The sequence below is a fragment of the Streptomyces sp. NBC_01546 genome, from assembly GCF_045208355.1.
Taxonomy (GTDB): Bacteria; Actinomycetota; Actinomycetes; order Streptomycetales; family Streptomycetaceae; genus Streptomyces.
In genome coordinates this window covers 1084119-1102850 of record NZ_CP109379.1, presented here as the reverse complement: position 1 = coordinate 1102850, position 18732 = coordinate 1084119, and the positions used below count along the sequence as shown (strand labels likewise).

The window sequence follows — 18732 nt, the reverse complement described above, 5'->3', positions numbered from 1 at the left end:
GGTCGGCGGGATGCCCTCGGGAGGAGGCGATACAGACAGTGACCGGACATCGCTTTGCGTTCTGCGGGGCTGAGCTTGCCGCTGTCTACGTGGTCGCCGACCAGGCCAGGGAACTCCATCTGGCCGAGCTGACCGGAAACCGCAGCGTCCTCTACGGACTCCCCGCGATCCTCGCCGTGGCCAGCCATTCGCCCGCCGCCAATGCCTTCCGCTCCGGCAGCCCGCTGTGGCTGACTCCCAAGGAACTCGCCACGTTCATCGAGGACGATCCCCACCACTTCCCCACCCGGGTCCGGGACGGTGACCCCAACTCGCCGGCCAGGATCTCGCTGGGCGCGCTGCCGCTGGGACACGGCGACCAGGAGCTCGGGTGCCTGATCGTCGCCGGGGAGGTCGCGGACGGGTTCAGCGCCGACGACCGCAGCCTCCTGGAGCTCTACGCCGATCAGGTGGCGGCCGGACTCGAATCGGTCGCCGCTCGCTTCGCCGGGCGCAAGGCCCCGCAGGCACATCTGGGTCAGTCCCTGGTGCCCCACCAGGGCGGCGCGTTCATCCTGGAACTGAGCACCGGCCGCATGGAGGCCCACGCGCTCGTGCTGGAACTGCTCGGTCTGCCACCCGAGCAGTTCGACGGGCAGGTGGAGACCCTGCTCGCCTGCGCCGTCCCCGACGACATGCCCGCACTGATGGCGATCGTGGAACCGGACCGGCTGGCCGCCTCCGGACAGCAGCTGGCGTTCCGTATCCGCCGCCCGAACGGCGAGCTGCGCTGGCTGGGGCTGCGTTGCCGAGTGGAGGTGGACTCGGATGGCACACCGCAGCGCGTCCTGGGCGTGGTGGCCGATGCCACCTATCTGCGCCCCAGCGCCGACGAGGTCTCCCTCGTGCAGCGGCTGTCGGCCACGCTGGCCGGCGCGGCGACCATCCGAGACGTCAGCCGGCTGGTGGTCGCCGCCCTGCGCGAGCCGCTCGGCGCCTCCCGGGTCGCGGTAGGCGAACTGGAGCCCGAACGGCTCATCGTCACCGCCCTCGACCCTCCCGAACCCGATGCCTGGCCCGAGGTCTGGCGCTCGGAATGGCGGTCCGAATGGCCCGACGTGTCGCTCAGCGACCTGCCCACCCTGCAGAGCGCGCTGCGTGGGGGGCACATGAGTCTGTGGCCGCCGGGCGCGGCTCTCGAGCCCGGTCTGCTGGGCGTCGGGCCCGGTGGGCTCGCGGTGCTCCCGCTGCCCGCCGAAGGCCGGATCGTCGGGGTGTGTCTGGTGGGGTGGGACGCGGAGCACCGGTTCGGACCGGAGGAGAGGTCGCTGCTGACCGCGACCGCGGGGCTGGTGGGGCAGGCTCTGGTGCGCGCCCACGCACTGGACGCGCGCCACGAACTCGCCACCATGCTCCAGCGCAGTCTGCTGCCCCGTAAGCTCCCGGAGCTGCCGGGCGGAGTCGCCGTAGCCCGCTACCTGCCCGCGACGGCGGGACTCGAGGTCGGCGGCGACTGGTATGACGTCATTCCGCTCAGCGACGGTCATGTGGCGTTCGTCATCGGGGATGTACAGGGGCACAGCGCGGGAGCCGCCACCATCATGGGCCAGATGCGTACGGCGGTCAGGGCCTACGCGGTGGAGGGCCACCCGCCCGATGTGGTGGTCGCGCGGGCCAACCGTCTGCTCGTCGGCATGGAGACCGATCTGTTCGCCACCTGTGCGTATGTGGACCTGGACATGGAGGAGGGCATCGCCAGGGTCGTACGGGCCGGCCACATGCCGCCGATACTGCGCCATCCCGACGGCATCACCGAGGAGATGGTGGTCGAGGGCGGGCCTCCACTGGGCGTGCTCGCGGAAGCCGAGTTCCCCATGACCGAGGCGGGGCTGCTCCCCGGAACCCTGCTCGTTCTGCTGACGGACGGCCTGGTCGAGTCCGCCAGGCTGCCGCTGGAGGAGGGCATGCGGCGGGTGTGCGAAATGCTCGCCGTGGCCGACCCGGCCGATGCCGGAGGGGTGGCCGACGAGCTGGTCCTCGGTGTGGGCCGCCGCGACGACGACGTGGCGGTGCTGCTGCTGCGCTACGACGGCACGGGGGACCGGCCGAAGCGGAGCCACTGGACGGTGTGGCGGCTCCCCAAGGCGGTCATGCACGCGCGCCGCTTCGCCGCGCGCACCCTGCGGTCCTGGGGAGTGGAGGACGAACTCGACGTAGCTCTGCTGGTCGTGTCCGAGCTGGTCACCAACGCCATCGCGCACACCCAGGGCGAGGTGGGCATGGATCTGACCCTGTCGACGGACCGGCTGCGGATCGCCGTGAACGACACCTCGCCGCGCAGCCCCGTCAAACCGCTGTCGGTGAGCTGGGAGTCGACCGGCGGTCGCGGGCTGCTCATCGTCGAGGCGACGACGACGGCCTGGGGCTCGGTGCCGCTCAGCGGCGGCAAGCAGGTGTGGGCCGAGATCCCCTGGCGCCCCGCGAGCGGCTGACGCGGAGGCCAGTAGGGTGCCGTGACCGTGAACTCACGTGCTACCGGCCACTGGAGCGAACGGCGCCGCGCCAACCGCGCTCGGCACTGCCCGGTGGCGGTCGTGTTCGAAGGCCCGGAGCAGGTCTGCCGCGACGCTCACCGCGATCGTGGCGGGTTCCTTGCCGGTGATCCCGGCCATTCCGATCGGGGTCTTGATCCGGTCGATGGTGGCGGCGTCGTGGCCGCCCTCGGCGGCCAGCCGTTGCCGGAACCGCGCCCATTTGGCGGCCGAGCCGATCAATCCGATCGAGCCGAGACCGGCGGTGCGCAAGGCGGCGTCGCACAGCGCGGCGTCCTCGGCGTGATCGTGGGTCATGATCAGGACGTGGGTGCCGGGTGCCAGCTCCGTGAGCACCTCCTCCGGAAGCAGCGGAGTGTGGTGCACGTGGATCTGCGCCACCGCGTCCGCGAGCACGCTGAGCCGTTCGTCGGTCAGTATGTCGGGGCGGGTGTCGATCAGGTGCAGATCGAGGTTGTGGCGGGCGAGGATGCGGGCCAGCTCCAGGCCGACGTGCCCGACGCCGAAGACGGCCACCGCTTGGACCACCGGCAGGGGTTCGAGCAGGACCGTGACGGCTCCGCCGCAGCACTGCACGCCGTGTCGGCCGGTGACCTTGTCGTTGAGGGCGAATTCCATCAGCTCCGGCTCCGCGTCGGCCGTGCCGTTCAGCTCGCGCGCCCGATCGATGGCGACCGCCTCGATGTTGCCGCCGCCGATCGAACCCCAGGTCTCGGTCTGTCCCACGACGAGCTTGGCACCGGCCCGGCGGGGCGCGTGGCCGCGCACGGTCGCGACGGTCACGAGCACGCCGGGTTCCCGGCGTGCCCGCAACCGCGCGACCGCGGCGACCCATGTCATGTCAGGCATTGCTCAAAGCGCTTGCTTCGGTGGGGACCTCGCCGGCGCCCGGCGCGTGGCCGTCGTGCTGCACGCCGCCCCTGCGGACCGCTTCGATCGCCCAGTACACCGCCTCCGGTGTCGCGGGGGAGGCGAGTTCCACGCTGACTCCGCCGGGCCCGAACGCCGCGGCGGCCTGCCGCAGCGCTTCTCGTACGGAGAACGCCAGCATCAGCGGAGGCTCACCGACCGCCTTGGACCCGTAGACCGCGCCCTCCTCGGTGGCGTTCTCCAGCAGCCTGACGTTGAACTCCTCGGGCATCTCCGAGAAGCTCGGCAGCTTGTAGGTGCTCGCGGCCTGGGTCAGCAGCCGGCCGCGGTTCGGCCCGTCACCGCTGTCCCAGCGCAGGTCCTCCAGGGTCAGCCAGCCCGCGCCCTGCACGAAACCGCCCTCGACCTGACCGATGTCGATCATCGGGGAGAGGCTGTCGCCGACATCGTGCACGATGTCCACCCGCCGGATGCGGTACGCGCCGGTGAAGCCGTCCACCTCCACCTCGGCTGCGGCGGCGCCGTAGGAGAAGTACTTGAACGGGGAGCCTTGGAAAGTCTTCGCGTCCCAGTGCAGACCCTCGGTCCGGTAGAAACCGGCCGCCGACAACTGGACTCGCTGGAAGTACGCGGTGCGCACCAGGTCGTCCCAGGCCAGCTCCTTGTCGTTGCCGAGGGCCCGCGCGACGCCCTCGACGATGCGTACGTCCGAGGCGCTCACACCCAGTTGGGTGCCGGCGACCTGCAGCAGCCGCTCGCGCAACTGCTCGCAGGCGTTCTTCACCGCCGCACCGTTGAGATCCGCCCCGGAACTGGCGGCGGTGGCGGAGGTGTTGGGAACCTTGTCCGTGCGCGTCGGGGCCAGCCGCACCCTGTGCAGCGGGATACCCAGAGTGGTCGCGGCCACCTGCAGCATCTTGGTGTGCAGGCCCTGCCCCATCTCGGTGCCGCCGTGGTTGATCAGGACGGAGCCGTCCTTGTAGATCAGCACCAGCGCGCCCGCCTGGTTGAAGGCGGTGAGGTTGAACGAGATTCCGAACTTGATCCCGGTGATCGCGAGCGCCCGCTTGGTGTTCGGGTGCGCGGTGTTGAAGGCCGCGATCTCGTGCCTGCGATCGGCGATGGCGGCGTCTTCCTGAACCTGCTGCCAGACGGTCGAGATCCGCTCGGGGTGGAGGACCGGCTGCCCGTACGGCGTCGAATGGCCCTGCCGGTAGAAGTTGCGCTCGCGCAGCTCCATCGGATCCAGGCCGAGCAGCGGCGCGCACCGGCCCATGATGTCCTCGATCACCAGCATGCCCTGCGGTCCGCCGAAGCCGCGGAAGGCGGTGTTGGAGACCTTGTTGGTCTTGGCGATGCGACCGGCGATACGCGCGTTGGGAATCCAGTAGGTGTTGTCGATGTGGCACAGCGCGCGGGCCACCACCGGCTCGGACAGGTCCAGGCTCCAGCCGCCGTCCGCGGTCAAGGTGGCGTCCAGGGCCTGGATGCGGCCGTCGGCGTCGAAGCCGATCTTCCACTCGGCGTGGAACCCGTGGCGCTTGCCGGACATGGTCAGGTCCTGGGTCCGGTTGAGCCGCAAGCGCACCGGCCGGCCGGTCAGCCTGGCGCCGAGCGCGGCGATGGCCGCGAACCCGTGCGGCTGCATCTCCTTGCCGCCGAAGCCGCCACCCATCCGCAGGCACTGCACGGTCACCTCGTGGCTGTGCAGGCCGAGCACGTGCGCGACGATCTCCTGCGTCTCCGAGGGATGCTGAGTGCTGCTCTGGACGAACATCTGCCCGCCCTCGTCGACGTGGGCCAGCGCCGCGTGCGTCTCGAGGTAGAAGTGCTCTTGATCGGAGAACTGGAACTCGCCGGTGAACACGTGCGCGGAGTCGCCGAAACCGGCGTCGACGTCACCGGCGAGCATCACGGGCCGGGCGCCGTGAAAACTGTCCGCCGCGATGGCGTCCTGCAGCGTGATCAGGGAGGGCTGTTCGTCGAGTTCCACCTCGACGGCCGCCGCACCGAGCCGGGCCGCCTCCAGGGTCTCGGCGAGCACCCAGGCGACCGCGTGGCCGTAGAACATGACCTCGTCGGGGAACAGCGGTTCGTCGTGCTTCATTCCGGCATCGTTCACACCGGGTACGTCGGCGCCGGTCAGTACGCGGACCACACCGGGCACGGCGAGCGCGGGCCCGGTGCGCAGCGCCGTGATCCTGCCGTGGGCCTTCATGACCTGGACCGGGTAGGCGTGCAGCACGTCCTTGGTGCGATGGACCAGGTCGTCGGTGTAGAGCGCGGTGCCGGTGACGTGCAGGTTGGCGCTCTCGTGTGGCATCGAAAGGCCGACGACCGGCATTTCGGGGCGCTCGGACAAATGGCTCATGACGACACCGCCTCGGTGGTTTGTGCGTACAGCTTCAGCAGGCTCTGGCCGAGCATCGCGGAGCGGTAGCCGGCGCTGGCGCGGTGATCGTCCATCGGCGTGCCCTGGGCCCGCAGCACCCGGGCTGCGGCCTCGACGGTCTCCACCGCCCACGGCTTGCCCTCCAGGGCCGCCTCGGCGGCGAGGGCGCGGATCGGGGTGGCGGCCACGCCGCCCAGGCCGATGCGTGCCTTGCGTACGATCCCGTCCTCGATGCCGAGCGCGAACGCGACCGCCACGCTGGAGATGTCGTCGAAGCGCCGCTTGGCGATCTTGTGGAAGCCCACGACCGGCGACAGCGGCAGCGGGACGCGTACCGCGCGGATCAGCTCGCCGGGACGGCGCACGCTCTGCCGGTAGCCGGTGAAGTAGTCGGACAGGGGGACTTCGCGCTCACCGTCGGCGTCGGCGAGTACCACCGACGCCTCGAGCGCGAGCAGCACCGGCGGACTGTCACCGATGGGGGACCCGGTACCCAGGTTGCCGCCGAGGGTCGCACTGTTGCGGATGAGCCGGGATGCGAACTGCGGGAACAGCTCTGCCAGCAGTGGAACGCTGCCGTCGAGGCGGCGTTCGATCTCTGTGAGCGTCAGCGCCGCCCCGATCTCGATGTGGTCGGATTCGACTCGCAGCTCCCGCATTTCGGGCAGCCGGTCGACCGCGACCACGCAATTCGCCCTGCGGGAACGGATGTTCACCTCCACGCCCCAGTCGGTGCTTCCGGCGACCACCACCGCGCCGGGCCGCTCGCGCAGCAGCCGCAGCGCATCGGCCAGGGTGCTCGGCCGCAGGAACGCGCTGTCGTCCTGGGTGTATTCGGTGGCGGCCGGTTCGGGCGGGGACTGCTCGCGGCGCTGCGCCAAGGCGTCGTCCTCGGCGGGCGCACCGACGGCGAACGCGGCATCGCGAATCGGGCGATAGCCGGTGCAGCGGCACAGGTTTCCGCTCAGCGCGTGCAGGTCGAAACCGTTCGGACCGTGTTCGGAGTCGGTGCTGTCGGCCGAGGCCAAGGCCGAGTCCGAGTCCGAATCCACGTCCGCGTGTGCGCAGCGGCCGGGGCGGTAGTACTCGGAGGCCATGCTGCAGATGAACCCCGGTGTGCAGTAACCGCATTGGGAGCCGCCGCGGACGGCCATCTCCTCCTGCACGGGGTGCAACGTGGCCGGCATACCGGGTTCGCCGGCGGTGGCGAGACCTTCGGAGGTGACGACCTCCTGACCGTCGAGCGCCGCGACCGGGACCAGGCAGGCGTTGACCGCCACCCAGTCGGTGGGCTTGTGCACCCCGGGACGGGCCACCAGGACCGAGCAGGCGCCGCATTCACCCTCGGCGCAGCCCTCCTTGGTGCCGGTGAGGCCGCGCTCGCGCAGGAAATCCAGCACCGTGGTGTGGGGTGCAGCCGGTGAAATCGGTGTTTCTTTCCCGTTGACCGTGATCCGCGCCGCTACCATGGCACGTCCTCATTTCGGCGCGCGGTCGATCTGACTGTCCTAGTCGCCATTTCAGGAGCTTTCTATTTCGGTGGCGCAGCTCGAGAACCCAGAGCGCAATAAATCGGCACACAACGACATGCCGTAAACGGTGACAGAGATGGAAAGGTGCCGGGGCCGCGATCGGGCACGCCGGCAAGAGGGGGCTGCTCAGCAGCCGTGTGCTACACGACCCGGAGCCCAGGCGATCTGGTGAGCGAGGCGAGACAGCTCGGAGATGGTCGACATCCGGCTTCGCCTCCTTCCAGTAGCTCGCGAATCGGTGCGGCCGAAGTTACGTTGCCGCAGGTTCATCGGTCAAGCCGATGTCGGTCGATTCCACGAAGACCGGCCACTTCGTGCGGCCGGTCTTCGTACGCGCAACCAATCGGGTGCGGGGGACAGGCCGGCCCGGCCGGGCAGATGCCGGGCCGGGCCGGGTCGGCCGGACGCGTCAGCGCACGGGGGTGAAGTCCTGCGAGGCGATGTACCCGGGGCGGCGCACCGGGGCGGCGAAGGGCTTCGACGGGCGGTTCTCGACGCTGTTGAAGACGAGGAACACGTTGCTGCGCGGGTGGGGCGTGATGTTGTCACCCGAGCCGTGCATCGCGTTGCAGTCGAACCAGGTGGCCGAACCCGCCTTGCCGGTGAAGAGCTTGATGCCGCAGGCCGAGGCGAACTTGGTCAGCGCCTCGTCCGAGGGGGTGCCCGCATCCTGCATCTGGAGGGACTTCTTGTAGTTGTCCTTCGGCGTCGCACCGGCACAGCCCAGGAAGCTCCGGTGGGAGCCGGGCATGATCATCAGGCCGCCGTTGGTGGTGTAGTTCGGCGTCAGGGCGATGGACACCGACACGGTGCGCATGTGCGGCAGGCCGTCCTCGGCGTGCCAGGTCTCGAAGTCGGAGTGCCAGTAGAAGCCGCTGGCGCCGAAACCGGGCTTGACGTTGATCCGGGACTGGTGCACATACACCTCGGAGCCCAGGATCTGTCGCGCGCGCCCCACCACGCGCGGATCGGCGGCGAGGGACGCGAACACCTCGCTGATCCGGTGGACTTCGAAGACGGAGCGTACTTCCCGGGACTTCGGCTCCACGATGGACCGCTCGTCGGCCAGCGTCGAAGGATCGCGCAGCAGCCGGTCCATCTCGGCCCGGTAGACGTCCACCTCGTCGGGCGTGATGAGTTCGTCGACGGACAGGTAGCCGTCGCGCTCGAAGCTCTCCAGCTCGTGGGCCCAGATGGGGCCCGGGGTGCCGGGCTCGGACCAGACGACGGGGTCCGTGCGGCCGGTGAGCACCTCCTCGGAGCCCCTGGTCGGATACAAGTCGTTCACAGTGCGGGTGGATGCGTAGGTCATGGTGGTGCCTGCCTCTCCTCTCTGTGCTTTCTTCTGTGCTTTCTCTCTGAGTGTTTCCGCAGGTCAGCTGCGGTCGGGTTCGGTGAGCAGCGGGTACACGCCGTTCTCGTCGTGGTCCTCCCGGCCGGTCACGGGCGGGTTGAAGACGCACAGGCAGCGGAACTCGTGCTTCACGCGCAGGGTGTGCCGCTCGTGGCCGTCGAGGAGGTACATGGTTCCCGGCGTGATCGTGTAGGTCAGGCCCGTCTCCTCGTCCGTGAGTTCGGCCTCCCCCGCCGTGCAGACCACGGCCTCCACGTGGTTCGCGTACCACATGGACGTCTCGGTGCCGGCGTACAGGACGGTCTCGTGCAGGGAGAAGCCGACGCGTTCCTTGGCCAGGACGATGCGCTTGCTCTCCCAGGTGCCGGATGCCGCCCTGACGTGGCGGTCGGTTCCCTCGATGTCCCGGAACGAGCGGACGATCATGGTGGTGCCCTTCGTGGTGTGGGGGGCGGGCGCCGGTCAGGCGGCTTCGCGGACGGAGCGGGCGAGGATGGCAAGGCCCTCGTCGAGTTCGTCGCCGGTGACGGTGAGCGGCGGGAGCAGCTTCACGACCTCGCCCTCGGGGCCCGAGGTCTCGACGAGGAGACCGTGCTCGAAGGCCCTCCGGCAGACCTCCGCCGCGCGCTCCTTGTGGGCGAATTCGATGCCCCAGACCAGTCCGCGGCCCCGGTACGTCGCGCCCAGCCGGCCGTGTTCGCCGCACAGCTCGCGCAGCGCGCTCTCGATGCGTTCGCCCTGGACGAGGGTCCGCTCGCGCAGGACGCCGTCGCCCCAGTACGTCTCCAGGGCCGCGGTCGCGGTGACGAAGGCCGGGTTGTTGCCGCGGAAGGTGCCGTTGTGCTCGCCCGGCTCCCAGAGGTCCAGCTCGGGCTTGAACAGGCACAGGGACATGGGGAGTCCGTAGCCGCTGATGGACTTGGACAGCGTGACGATGTCCGGGGTGATGCCGGCCTCCTCGAAGGAGAAGAACTCGCCGGTCCGGCCGCAGCCCATCTGGATGTCGTCGACGATGAGCAGCATGTCGCGGCGCCGGCACAGGTCCGCGAGGGCGCGGAGCCATTCCGCGCGGGCCACGTTGATCCCGCCCTCGCCCTGGATCGTCTCGACGATGACCGCCGCAGGGTGGTTGAGGCCGGAGCCCTGGTCCTCCAGCAGGCGCTCGAACCAGAGGAAGTCGGGGACCCGGCCGCCGAGGTAGTTGTCGAAGGGCATCGGCGTGCCGTGCACCAGCGGGATGCCTGCGCCGGCCCGTTTGAAGGCGTTGCCCGTGACGGCGAGCGAGCCGAGCGACATGCCGTGGAAGGCGTTGGTGAAGGACACGACCGACTCGCGGCCCTTGGCCTTCCGCGCCAGCTTGAGCGCCGCTTCGACGGCGTTGGTCCCGGTGGGTCCCGGGAACATCACCTTGTAGGGCAGTGCGCGGGGTTCGAGGACGTGGGACCGGAACGCCTCGAGGAAGGCCCTCTTGGCGGTCGTCGCCATGTCCAGCCCGTGCGTGATGCCGTCCCGCTCCAGGTAGTCGAGCAGGGCCCGCTTCAGGACGGGGTTGTTGTGGCCGTAGTTGAGGGACCCGGCGCCCGCGAAGAAGTCCAGGTAGCCGCGGCCGTGTTCGTCGTACAGCCGGCTTCCCGTGGCGCGCTCGAAGACGACGGGCCAGGCGCGGCAGTAGCTTCGCACCTCGGACTCCACGGTCTCGAAGACGGACAGGACCGGCTCGGTCATGGTCAAGGCAACTCTCCAATGAATGTGGGGGTGTTCGGTATCGGCTGTTCGAACCGGGATCAGAACCAGGATCAGAAGTGGAGCGGCCCGATGCGGTGCAGGACCTCCGGGGCGTGCCCGCCGTCCGGGAACTCTTCCGCGGTGAACAGCACTTCGCGCGTGAGCGTGGCGCCGTGCCGTGCGGCGTACGAGGCGAACAGTCGCTCCGACGCGAGGTTTCCGGGGGAGATCGTGGTCTCCAGGGAGCTCAATCCGTGTTCTGCCGCCACGCGGGCGGAGAGGCCGTCGAGCAGGGCCCCGGCGATTCCCAGGCCGCGGGCGGAGGCGTCGACGGCGATCTGCCAGACGAGCAGGGTTCCGGGGCTGTCGGGCCGCAGGTATCCGCTGACGAATCCGACGGCACGCCCGGAGGCGTCGCGGGCCACCGCGGACGTGCCGGCGAAGTCACGGCACCAGAGGAGATAGCTGTAGGCCGAGTTGAGGTCCAGCGTCCTGGAGTCGCGGGCGAGGCGCCACAGCAGGGGGCCGTCACCTGGGCGGGGGCGGTCGATGTGCGTGGTGGGGTTGGTCGGGGTGGTCGGAGCGGACGGCAGGATCTTTCCGTAACGGGCTAGTTCTGCATGAGCAGTCATGCGGGCCGAAGTTACCCAGCGATGGCGCAAATTGCATGGCCCTGAGGGGTTATGGAACTGGCATGACTCGTGATAGTTGCAGACGGCTTCCTGGGATCGCGAGGCGCCGACAAGTGCCCCATAGTTCTATGAAAAATGCTGATATTTCCACCCCACCCCCGCTTCTATAACGAGCGGATAACGTCTTTGTTCTGTCTCATATATTCCACTTGAATGTGATGTCTTCGTCGGTCGGTCGGGGGTTTCGTTCATAGCTGCACGGTTATACGCGACGGCGCGCCTGGCCGGCGCGACGGATTTCGCGCCGGACTACGACGGGGAGGAGACGGCCATGGGTCTCAAGAAGGCGGTCTACGAGAAGGAACTCCTGCGGCTCCAGACGGAGCTGATCAAGCTCCAGGAATGGGTGCGTGTGGAGGGTGCCCGACTGGTCGTCGTCTTCGAAGGCCGGGACGCAGCGGGCAAAGGCGGCACGATCAAACGGGTCGCCGAACACCTCAACCCCCGCGTGGCACGCATCGCGGCCCTTCCGAAGCCGACGGAGCGGGAGCGCACCCAGTGGTACTTCCAGCGCTACGTCGAGCACCTGCCGGCCGCCGGTGAGATCGTGCTCTTCGACCGCAGCTGGTACAACCGCGCCGGAGTGGAACACGTCATGGGCTTCTGTACGCCCGCCGAGCATCAGCGCTTCCTGCGCCAGTGCCCGGTCTTCGAGCACATGCTGGTGGAAGACGGGATCCTGCTCCGCAAGTACTGGTTCTCCGTCAGCGATGCCGTCCAGGAGGAACGCTTCCGCCGCCGCACGCAGGACCCGCTGCGGCGGTGGAAGCTCTCGCCGATGGACCTGGAGTCCCTCACGCGCTGGGAGGCGTACTCCCGGGCCAAGGACGAGATGCTCGTCCACACGGACACGGTGGACGCCCCCTGGTACGTGGTCGAGAGCGATGACAAGCGCAGCGCGAGACTGAACATGATCGCGCACCTGCTGTCATCGGTCTCCTACGAGGACGTGGCCCTGCCGTCGCTCGTCCTGCCGCCGCGGCCCCCGTCGACGGGATACGAGCGCCCGCCCAAGGAGCTTCAGACCGCCGTACCCGATCACGCGGCCGGTCTTCGGAAAGCCTGATGCCCGGCCCTGAACTCAGGCGGTGGGCCACTTGAGTTCGATCTCCATCTCGATCTCCCCGTCGCCGACCTCTACCTCGATCTCGGTGCGGAGTTCGTCCGGGATCCGCAGGGTCAGGGTCCCGGGACCGAGCTCCAGTTCGGCATTGCCGCCGTGCCTCAACGCCTCCGCGAGCGCGGAGAGCTGATCGGCGGCCTCGAGGCGGGACAGGGAACGCTTCTGCTCAAACTTGAGGTCCTTCACGGATGCCTCCAATCCGCTACGAACAGCGGAAGCAGTGAAACAGCGGGAACAGAGGGAACAGCGGTAAGGCTCATTGTGATGCCGCGCGGCAGGTCGGGCATCCTCGGGCCGGGCGAGTCACGGGGCACGCTCCCCGTCGGCCCGGTCCTCCGCTGCGCGCCCCGGCCGCCGCCGGCTGAAGGCCAGTGTCACGACCTCACGCCAGTGCATGGGCGGACCGGCCGCCGGAGCCCCGGGGCGAATCCTCGGTACCAGTACGCGCAACGCACCCGGGCGGATGGAGCAGGTGACGGGTGTGGGCATGGTCAGGGCCTCTCCGTCCACGGCGACCGGGATGCTGTTGGTGTCCGATCCGATGACGACCTGCTGGGAGGTCAGTACCTGGAGGCCGGCGGCCCGGGCGCCTCGGAGCGCGACGTCGGCCGCCTGGGCCGCGTTGTTCACCCGGATCCCGGCGACTCCCAGCGCTCCGAGGGCGAGCCGGGTTCTGCGGCCGCCCATGGTCATCGCCGCGCAGCGCCGCCCGCGCGCCTACCACGGCGGCTCCCCACAGCACGATGGCGGTCAGCGCCACGGGCCGATCCGCCCGGGCGTAGATGACCAGGACGGCCAGCGGTGCGCCCGTCATGAGCGGTGCTCCGACCACCCGCACCGCGCCGTGGTGGGACAGCACCCACCACGTACCCACGGCCGCGAGCGCCGCGCCGACCACCCCGACCACGAGGATGAACAGACCGCCGGGGCCGCTCGCAGCCACCAGTGCCACCACCGCGCCCAGTGCGCAGGCCAAGGCCAGCCGGGCTGACAGCCGAGCACGCGCCGGTGCGCCGGAAGGGCGCGACGGTGACATCGCCATCACGTCCTTTGGCAGGTCGGCAGGTCGGCAGGTCGGCAGGTCCTCAGGCCGGCCGGGCGGCTGTCAGGGGTGGGTACCCGTCATTCTCCTCCCTGCCCGACTCCGGGGAGCGGACGGCCGATCGGAGAGACATGGCAGAGCCCCGGCCGGGGTGGCTGTGTCCGGCCGGGGCTCTGCGTACGTGGGACCGCGGTGCTCCGGTTCAGAAGTCCTCGTCGTCACGCAGGTCGCGCTCTTCCTGGAGCGGGTGTTCCCCGCGGCGCCGGCTGATCTCGTCGGGGCCCTTTCCACGGGGTGGCGGGCCCTGGTCGGGGTGGACGGGGTCCTGGCTCGGGCGCCGCAGGCGCTCCTGTTCCTCGCGGCTCTTGTCCGGCTCACGGCGCTTGTCCTGGCTACCGCCCATGACGGTGACTCCTTCGATGCGTGTGAAGGCCTTCTGCTCCCACACTCACGCGGTCCGTCACGATGCGCATCCCGTCGACCGCGAATCGTGGCGGGGGAGTGACGCGAGAGGGACGTACTGTGCCCTCCGGTACGGCCGTTCCGGGTTGTCGGGGTCGTGCGAATGCCGAGGTCAAGGCACGTATCGGACCAGGGTCTGCGTCCCGCACGGCTGTGTCCGGGGATGTGGGAGATGATGGCCCTACAGAGCCGAGCCGGGGAGAGGCGGGTTCCGTTGCCCGCCAGGGCAGGGGACCCGCCCGGTGAAGGGGAACTGCCATGACGCTGATCCTGCCTACGCCCGCGGGCCGTGACTTCCTGGACCGTCCTGACCCGCAAGCGGAGCCCGCGCCGCCGAGCGGGCTGGTGACGATGGGCGTGGAGGAAGAGTTCCTGTTGGTGGACCGCCATACGCGGGCCCCTTCGGGCAGTGCGCCGCATGTCCTCGAGGCCGCGGCCACGGTGCTGGGAAGCCAGGCGCAGGGTGAGTTCTACACCGCGCAGGTGGAGGTCTGTACCCAGCCGGTCTCGACGGCGGCCGCGCTGCGGGCCGAGCTCGTCCGCCTGCGGAGGGTGATGGGGGATGCGGCGGCGGGAGAGGGATGCCTGCTGGTCGCTTCCGGGACCCCGGTGACGGACCCCGCGGAGCCGCTGACGGTGAGCGACGACGAACGCTATCAGCGCATGGCCCATGGCTTCGCCGCCGCCCTGGGGCAGTACGACGGCATCGTGTGCGGCTGCCACATCCACGTCGGCGTGACCAGCAGGGCGCAGGCTCTGGCACTGGCCAACCACATGAGGCCCTGGCTGCCCACCCTCCAGCACCTGGCTGCGAATTCCCCCTTCGTCCACGGCCGGGACACCGGCTACGCCAGCCGGCGAGCCGTCGAGCACACCCGCTGGCCGACCGTCGGGCCGGCGCCCATGCTGCCGGACGAGGCCGCCTACGAGGAGGCGGTCACCTCGCTCATGGCCGAGAGGGGCCTGCTGGACCGACGGATGATCTACTGGTACGCCCGGCCGTCCGAACACGTCCCCACCCTGGAGATCCGGGTCGCCGACGTCAACGCAGACGTCGACACCGTCGTCCTCCTTGCAGCCCTCGTCCGAGCCCTGGCAACGACGCTGCTCACGGACATCTCTCAAGGCCGCCCGGTCCCGATGTTCCCGGAGACTGCGCTGTACGAGGCCCATCGCATGGCCGCCCGCCACGGCATGGAAGGCGTCGGCCTGGATCCGGCCACCGGATGCACCCTCCCCGCCCACATCCTGGCCGAGCGGCTGCTCGCCAAGACCGCCCCCGCGCTTGCCGTCGCCGGCGACCTCTCACTGGTCGAACAGCACCTCTGGCAGCTGCGTACCTACGGCGGAGGCGCGGCGAGGCAACGCGCCGCCTACGGCCACCACGGCCGGCTGCGCGATGTCGTGGACTACCTTGCCGAGACCACTGCCGCCGCCTGAACGGGCGCTTCCCGTCCGGTGCCGACGCCATGGGTCAGCGAGTGGCGCTCGGATCCGGGCTCCGGGGGAGGAACACCGCAGCGGCGAGGCCGACGAGCCCGAGAACCGCCAGGGTGATCATCGAGGCGCCGTAGGCACGCGTGGTGAGGCCGGCGACGAGGATGGTGCCGGCGACCGCGGTTCCGAGCGATGAGCCGAGGTTGGAGATGCAGCGTGAGAGCCCGGAGATCTCGCCTTGCTGTTCATCGGGGAAGCTCGACTGCACGACGTTGACCGAGGGGGTCAGCATCAGGCCGATTCCCAGGCCGATCAGCAGGAGTCCGGGGGCGAAGGCCCACGCACTCGGAGTGCCGCTCACCATGCTCAGCAGGACGCCGACTCCGGCGATCGTCACGATGAAGCCCGTCATGATGAGGGTGCGCTGCGTGTGCCGTTCGGCCAGGCGCGCGGCGGCCAGTGAAGACACGAGCAGGCCGAGGGTGGCCGCCGTGAAGATCACGCCGGTCTGGATCGCGTCGTATCCGCGGACGACCTGCAGATAGGTGGCGACCACGAACGAGGTCCCCATGAGGATGAGCCACTGGATGTTCTGCGTGACGAGTCCGAGGTTGGACGTCCGGTTGCGGAACAGGCTCGTCGACAGGAGCGGCTCCTTGCCGGCCCGCTCCTTGGCGCGTACCGACAGGAAGAACCACAGCAGCACGAGTGCGCCGAGAACGAGCAGAGCGATCATCAGCCAGATGTTGTTGTCGGCTGCCAGGATCCCCGTGACGATGAGGATGAGGCCGACGGCCGAGAGGACCGCTCCGGCTGTGTCGAAGGGGCGCGTGGGATCCGCCGGCAGGGGATCCTTGATGCGGCGGCTCAGGATGATGATCAATGCGATCACCAGGGCCTGGAACACGAAGGCCGCCCGCCAGCTGATGGCGGAGGTGATGAGTCCGCCGATCAGCGGCCCCGCGGCGGCGCCGATCCCTCCCAGGGCCATGATGGTCCCGAACGCACGCGCACGTGAGGTCACTTCCGTGTACAGGAGCGTGGTGAGGATGTAGACGGGCGGGATGAGCAGTGCCGTGCCGACTCCCTCGAGGATCGAGTTGCCGAGGATGAGGATGCCCAGACCCGGCGCGATCGCGCTCAGCAAGGCGCCGACGCCGTACACGGCGAGGCCGGTCAGGAAGCACCGCTTGCGGCCGTAGCGGTCGGTCAGCTTGCCGCCGGGGATCATCAGCGCCGCCATGACCAGGAGGAAGATCGTGATCGCGATCTGCACTCCTTGTACGGTCGTGTCCAGATCCTCGCTGATGTCGTTGATCATCACGTTCATGTTCGAACCGGCGAAGCTGCAGATGAACTGGGCCAGCGCGAGTGGGGCCAGCACGCCACGCACGGCGCCGGCGGTGCGTTCCGTGGCATCCGCGTCAGCCATCGGCGCTGCTCCGTTCTGCCCTCGTGGTGCCCTGCTTTCCAGCGTGCGCCGCGGCTGAGCTCGGCGCACTCCGACTGGGGACCGGCGAACAGCCCCCCGGATCCGGCGCCCTGGGGACCGCACACGCATCATCCCGCGCCCCCATGCGCAGTACCCGGTGAGGTTCTAGGGTTGAAGCGAAGATATTCCACTGATTACGGGCATCCTCGCCCATCGTTTCACTCCCGTGCTCGGGCGGGTCGACACCGACACCCCAGGAGAACGTGCGCTATGTCCATTGCATCCGAAACCCCCGTCCTGGACACCCTCGCCGCCATGACGGTCGACTCGCTCGAGCGCTGCGGGCTGGCCCCTGACATGCTGCTGCTCACCCGCATCGCGGCCCTCGCCGCCTCGGACGCTCCGCCGATCTCCTACGTCGCCCACATCGACCCCGCCCTCAAGGCCGGTCTGACCGCTGAGCAGTTGCAGGACGTGCTGGTCGCGATCGCCCCCATCGTGGGCACCGCCCGCGTCATGACGGCAGCCGGCAACATCACCAGGGCGCTCGGCATCGCCATCGCCGTCGCCGAAGCCGAGATCGAGGCCCAAGGCTGACGCGGACGACCCACGGCACCACTTGATCAAGGGCGCGCGGAGACGGGCGCCGTTCCCTTCGCGAGGACCGCAGGGCCAGTCAGGAGTGCATCGATGTCCGAGAGCCCGGCCACCGCGATGCGCGCGGTTTCCCACAGCACGCCCGAGGAACGCGCAGCCCAAGGCAAGGAGGCCCGGAGCCGTTCGCCACGGTCCGGGCACTCCGTGTACCGGCCGTCTCCGGACAGGCCGGACCCACTGGCGATCCTGGAGGCGCAGTCGGCGGCGCGGGTACCCGAACTGGTCCCGATCCGCTACAGCAGGATGTCGGAGTCTCCCTTCCGGTTCTACCGGGGAGCCGCCGCGATCATGGCGTCCGACCTGGCCGGCAGCCCCGACTCCGGGATCACGGCCCAGCTGTGCGGAGACGCGCACCTGCTGAACTTCCGGCTGCTGGCCTCTCCGGAGCGACGGCTGATGTTCGACATCAACGACTTCGACGAGACGCTGCCCGGCCCCTGGGAATGGGACGTCAAACGACTGGCCACGAGTCTTGTCATCGCCGCCCGGGCGAACGGATTCGACGACGCGGAGCGTGCCCGGATCGTGAGCACCGCCGTCCGTGGCTACCGCGAGGCGATGCGCGGATTCGCCGGCATGGGCAACCTCGAGGTCTGGTACGCGAGCATCGACTCGGACCGCCTCCAGGACCTCGCCGCACAGCAGCTCCGCAAGCGCGGACAGAAGAAGCTGGCCGGCACCATGGAGAAGGCCCGCTCGCACGACAGCCTGCAGGTCTACGACAAGCTCACGGAGCTGGTCGACGGCCGGCCCAGGATCGCGCCGGACCCCCCGTTGCTGGTGCCGATCGCCGACCTCCTGCCGGACCAGGAGCGCAGCGCGCTCGTGCGCCAGTTCCGCAGTCTGCTCGAACGCTACGGCCTCACTCTGAGCACGGACCGGCGGGCACTCCTGGCGGACTACCGGCTGGCGGACGTGGCGCGCAAGGTGGTCGGCGTCGGCAGCGTCGGTACCCGCTGCTGGATCTTCCTGCTCCTCGGCCGCGACGGCCGTGACCCGCTCTTCCTCCAGGCCAAGGAAGCGGACACGTCCGTACTCGCCGAGCACGTCGGCGCGAGCAGGTACCGCAACCAGGGCGAGCGCGTGGTCTCGGGACAGCGGTTGATGCAGGCGGCGAGCGACATCTTCCTCGGCTGGCAGCGGGTGGACGGGATCGACGGCAAACAGCGCGACTTCTACGTCCGCCAGCTACGCGACTGGAAGGGCATCGCCATGCCGGAGACGATGTCGCCCCGGCAGCTGGCAGCCTTCGGCGACGTGTGCGGCATGACCCTCGCCCGCGCGCACGCACGGTCGGGCGACCGGGTGGCGATCGCCGCGTACCTGGGCCGCGGTGAAGCCTTCGACCGGGCGCTCGTCGCCTTCGCCGAAGCGTACGCCGACCAGAACGAGCGCGACCATCAGGCCCTGGTCGACGCAGTACGCGCAGGCCGGCTGCCGGCGGAGGAACTGCCGACGGACTGACCCGTGCCTGTCGGACGGG

General features: G+C 69.6%; 16 protein-coding genes. 5 read left to right on the top strand and 11 right to left on the bottom strand.

Annotated elements, in window-relative coordinates:
- Positions 1 to 38 precede the first annotated feature (38 nt).
- Positions 39 to 2471: a SpoIIE family protein phosphatase gene (locus OHA89_RS05450; RefSeq protein ID WP_266613252.1), complete on the top strand. Its 2433-nt coding sequence runs from the start codon at positions 39 to 41 to the stop codon at positions 2469 to 2471.
- 33 nt (positions 2472 to 2504) lie between these two features.
- Here the strand turns inward: OHA89_RS05450 and xdhC are convergent, their stop codons facing one another.
- From xdhC to ectA, 7 genes are all read right to left on the bottom strand, one after another.
- Positions 2505 to 3371 (bottom strand): xanthine dehydrogenase accessory protein XdhC, encoded by an 867-nt coding sequence (gene xdhC / locus OHA89_RS05445; protein ID WP_406368400.1) that lies wholly within the window; start codon positions 3369 to 3371, stop codon positions 2505 to 2507.
- A 1-nt stretch (position 3372) separates the two neighbouring features.
- Complete coding sequence (gene xdhB / locus OHA89_RS05440) at positions 3373 to 5772, bottom strand: xanthine dehydrogenase molybdopterin binding subunit (RefSeq protein WP_406365436.1); 2400 nt, start codon at positions 5770 to 5772, stop codon at positions 3373 to 3375.
- Entirely contained in the window at positions 5769 to 7262 is a 1494-nt protein-coding gene (locus OHA89_RS05435) for a xanthine dehydrogenase small subunit (protein ID WP_406365435.1), read from the bottom strand. Before OHA89_RS05435 ends, xdhB begins: the two co-directional genes overlap by 4 nt.
- Before the next feature lie 472 nt (positions 7263 to 7734).
- Positions 7735 to 8637: an ectoine hydroxylase gene (gene thpD, locus OHA89_RS05430; protein WP_266613247.1), complete on the bottom strand. Its 903-nt coding sequence runs from the start codon at positions 8635 to 8637 to the stop codon at positions 7735 to 7737.
- A gap of 63 nt (positions 8638 to 8700) precedes the next feature.
- On the bottom strand, positions 8701 to 9105 hold the full coding sequence (locus OHA89_RS05425) for an ectoine synthase (RefSeq protein ID WP_266613245.1): 405 nt from the start codon (positions 9103 to 9105) through the stop codon (positions 8701 to 8703).
- Positions 9106 to 9141: 36 nt separating this feature from the next.
- Positions 9142 to 10410, bottom strand: a complete 1269-nt coding sequence (gene ectB / locus OHA89_RS05420) for a diaminobutyrate--2-oxoglutarate transaminase (protein ID WP_266613243.1) — start codon at positions 10408 to 10410, stop codon at positions 9142 to 9144.
- A gap of 65 nt (positions 10411 to 10475) precedes the next feature.
- The gene (gene ectA, locus OHA89_RS05415; protein WP_257553034.1) at positions 10476 to 11036 is read right to left on the bottom strand and encodes a diaminobutyrate acetyltransferase; all 561 of its coding nucleotides are present in this window, start codon (positions 11034 to 11036) and stop codon (positions 10476 to 10478) included.
- 331 nt (positions 11037 to 11367) lie between these two features.
- On the opposite strand from ectA, the gene ppk2 reads away from it, so the two are divergent.
- Positions 11368 to 12162 carry a polyphosphate kinase 2 gene (gene ppk2 / locus OHA89_RS05410; protein WP_257553033.1) on the top strand — a complete coding sequence of 265 codons (795 nt, stop codon included), beginning with the start codon at positions 11368 to 11370 and terminating at the stop codon, positions 12160 to 12162.
- Between the two features lie 15 nt (positions 12163 to 12177).
- Here ppk2 and OHA89_RS05405 read toward each other — a convergent pair whose 3' ends face one another.
- The 3 genes from OHA89_RS05405 to OHA89_RS05395 all read right to left on the bottom strand — a co-directional run bounded on the left by OHA89_RS05405 (position 12178) and on the right by OHA89_RS05395 (position 13664).
- Entirely contained in the window at positions 12178 to 12405 is a 228-nt protein-coding gene (locus OHA89_RS05405) for an amphi-Trp domain-containing protein (protein ID WP_215150726.1), read from the bottom strand.
- Positions 12406 to 12522: 117 nt separating this feature from the next.
- A complete protein-coding gene (locus OHA89_RS05400) occupies positions 12523 to 12906 on the bottom strand; it encodes a hypothetical protein (protein ID WP_266613240.1) in 384 nt (127 codons plus the stop codon).
- 557 nt (positions 12907 to 13463) lie between these two features.
- Positions 13464 to 13664, bottom strand: coding sequence for a hypothetical protein (locus OHA89_RS05395; RefSeq protein ID WP_257553030.1), 201 nt, complete (start codon positions 13662 to 13664; stop codon positions 13464 to 13466).
- Between the two features lie 317 nt (positions 13665 to 13981).
- On the opposite strand from OHA89_RS05395, the gene OHA89_RS05390 reads away from it, so the two are divergent.
- Positions 13982 to 15163, top strand: a complete 1182-nt coding sequence (locus tag OHA89_RS05390; RefSeq protein ID WP_406365434.1) for a glutamate--cysteine ligase — start codon at positions 13982 to 13984, stop codon at positions 15161 to 15163.
- Positions 15164 to 15197: 34 nt separating this feature from the next.
- Here OHA89_RS05390 and OHA89_RS05385 read toward each other — a convergent pair whose 3' ends face one another.
- Complete coding sequence (locus OHA89_RS05385) at positions 15198 to 16592, bottom strand: MFS transporter (RefSeq protein WP_406365433.1); 1395 nt, start codon at positions 16590 to 16592, stop codon at positions 15198 to 15200.
- 270 nt (positions 16593 to 16862) lie between these two features.
- Between OHA89_RS05385 and OHA89_RS05380 the strand changes: the two genes are divergently transcribed.
- Both OHA89_RS05380 and OHA89_RS05375 read left to right on the top strand, forming a co-directional pair.
- Positions 16863 to 17189, top strand: a complete 327-nt coding sequence (locus OHA89_RS05380; RefSeq protein WP_257553027.1) for a carboxymuconolactone decarboxylase family protein — start codon at positions 16863 to 16865, stop codon at positions 17187 to 17189.
- Positions 17190 to 17282: 93 nt separating this feature from the next.
- A complete protein-coding gene (locus OHA89_RS05375) occupies positions 17283 to 18713 on the top strand; it encodes a DUF2252 domain-containing protein (RefSeq protein ID WP_266613235.1) in 1431 nt (476 codons plus the stop codon).
- Positions 18714 to 18732 lie beyond the last annotated feature (19 nt).

Excerpts from the sequence above, each read along its gene's own strand:
- ppk2 (WP_257553033.1), top strand. The coding sequence starts at position 11,368 with ATGGGTCTCAAGAAGGCGGTCTACGAGAAGGAACTCCTGCGGCTCCAG.
- OHA89_RS05425 (WP_266613245.1), bottom strand. The coding sequence starts at position 9,105 with ATGATCGTCCGCTCGTTCCGGGACATCGAGGGAACCGACCGCCACGTC.
- xdhC (WP_406368400.1), bottom strand. The coding sequence starts at position 3,371 with ATGACATGGGTCGCCGCGGTCGCGCGGTTGCGGGCACGCCGGGAACCC.
- OHA89_RS05435 (WP_406365435.1), bottom strand. The coding sequence starts at position 7,262 with ATGGTAGCGGCGCGGATCACGGTCAACGGGAAAGAAACACCGATTTCA.
- OHA89_RS05385 (WP_406365433.1), bottom strand. The coding sequence starts at position 16,592 with ATGGCTGACGCGGATGCCACGGAACGCACCGCCGGCGCCGTGCGTGGC.
- OHA89_RS05400 (WP_266613240.1), bottom strand. The coding sequence starts at position 12,906 with ATGGGCGGCCGCAGAACCCGGCTCGCCCTCGGAGCGCTGGGAGTCGCC.
- OHA89_RS05380 (WP_257553027.1), top strand. The coding sequence starts at position 16,863 with ATGTCCATTGCATCCGAAACCCCCGTCCTGGACACCCTCGCCGCCATG.
- OHA89_RS05395 (WP_257553030.1), bottom strand. The coding sequence starts at position 13,664 with ATGGGCGGTAGCCAGGACAAGCGCCGTGAGCCGGACAAGAGCCGCGAG.
- OHA89_RS05390 (WP_406365434.1), top strand. The coding sequence starts at position 13,982 with ATGACGCTGATCCTGCCTACGCCCGCGGGCCGTGACTTCCTGGACCGT.
- ectA (WP_257553034.1), bottom strand. The coding sequence starts at position 11,036 with ATGACTGCTCATGCAGAACTAGCCCGTTACGGAAAGATCCTGCCGTCC.
- OHA89_RS05375 (WP_266613235.1), top strand. The coding sequence starts at position 17,283 with ATGTCCGAGAGCCCGGCCACCGCGATGCGCGCGGTTTCCCACAGCACG.
- xdhB (WP_406365436.1), bottom strand. The coding sequence starts at position 5,772 with ATGAGCCATTTGTCCGAGCGCCCCGAAATGCCGGTCGTCGGCCTTTCG.
- thpD (WP_266613247.1), bottom strand. The coding sequence starts at position 8,637 with ATGACCTACGCATCCACCCGCACTGTGAACGACTTGTATCCGACCAGG.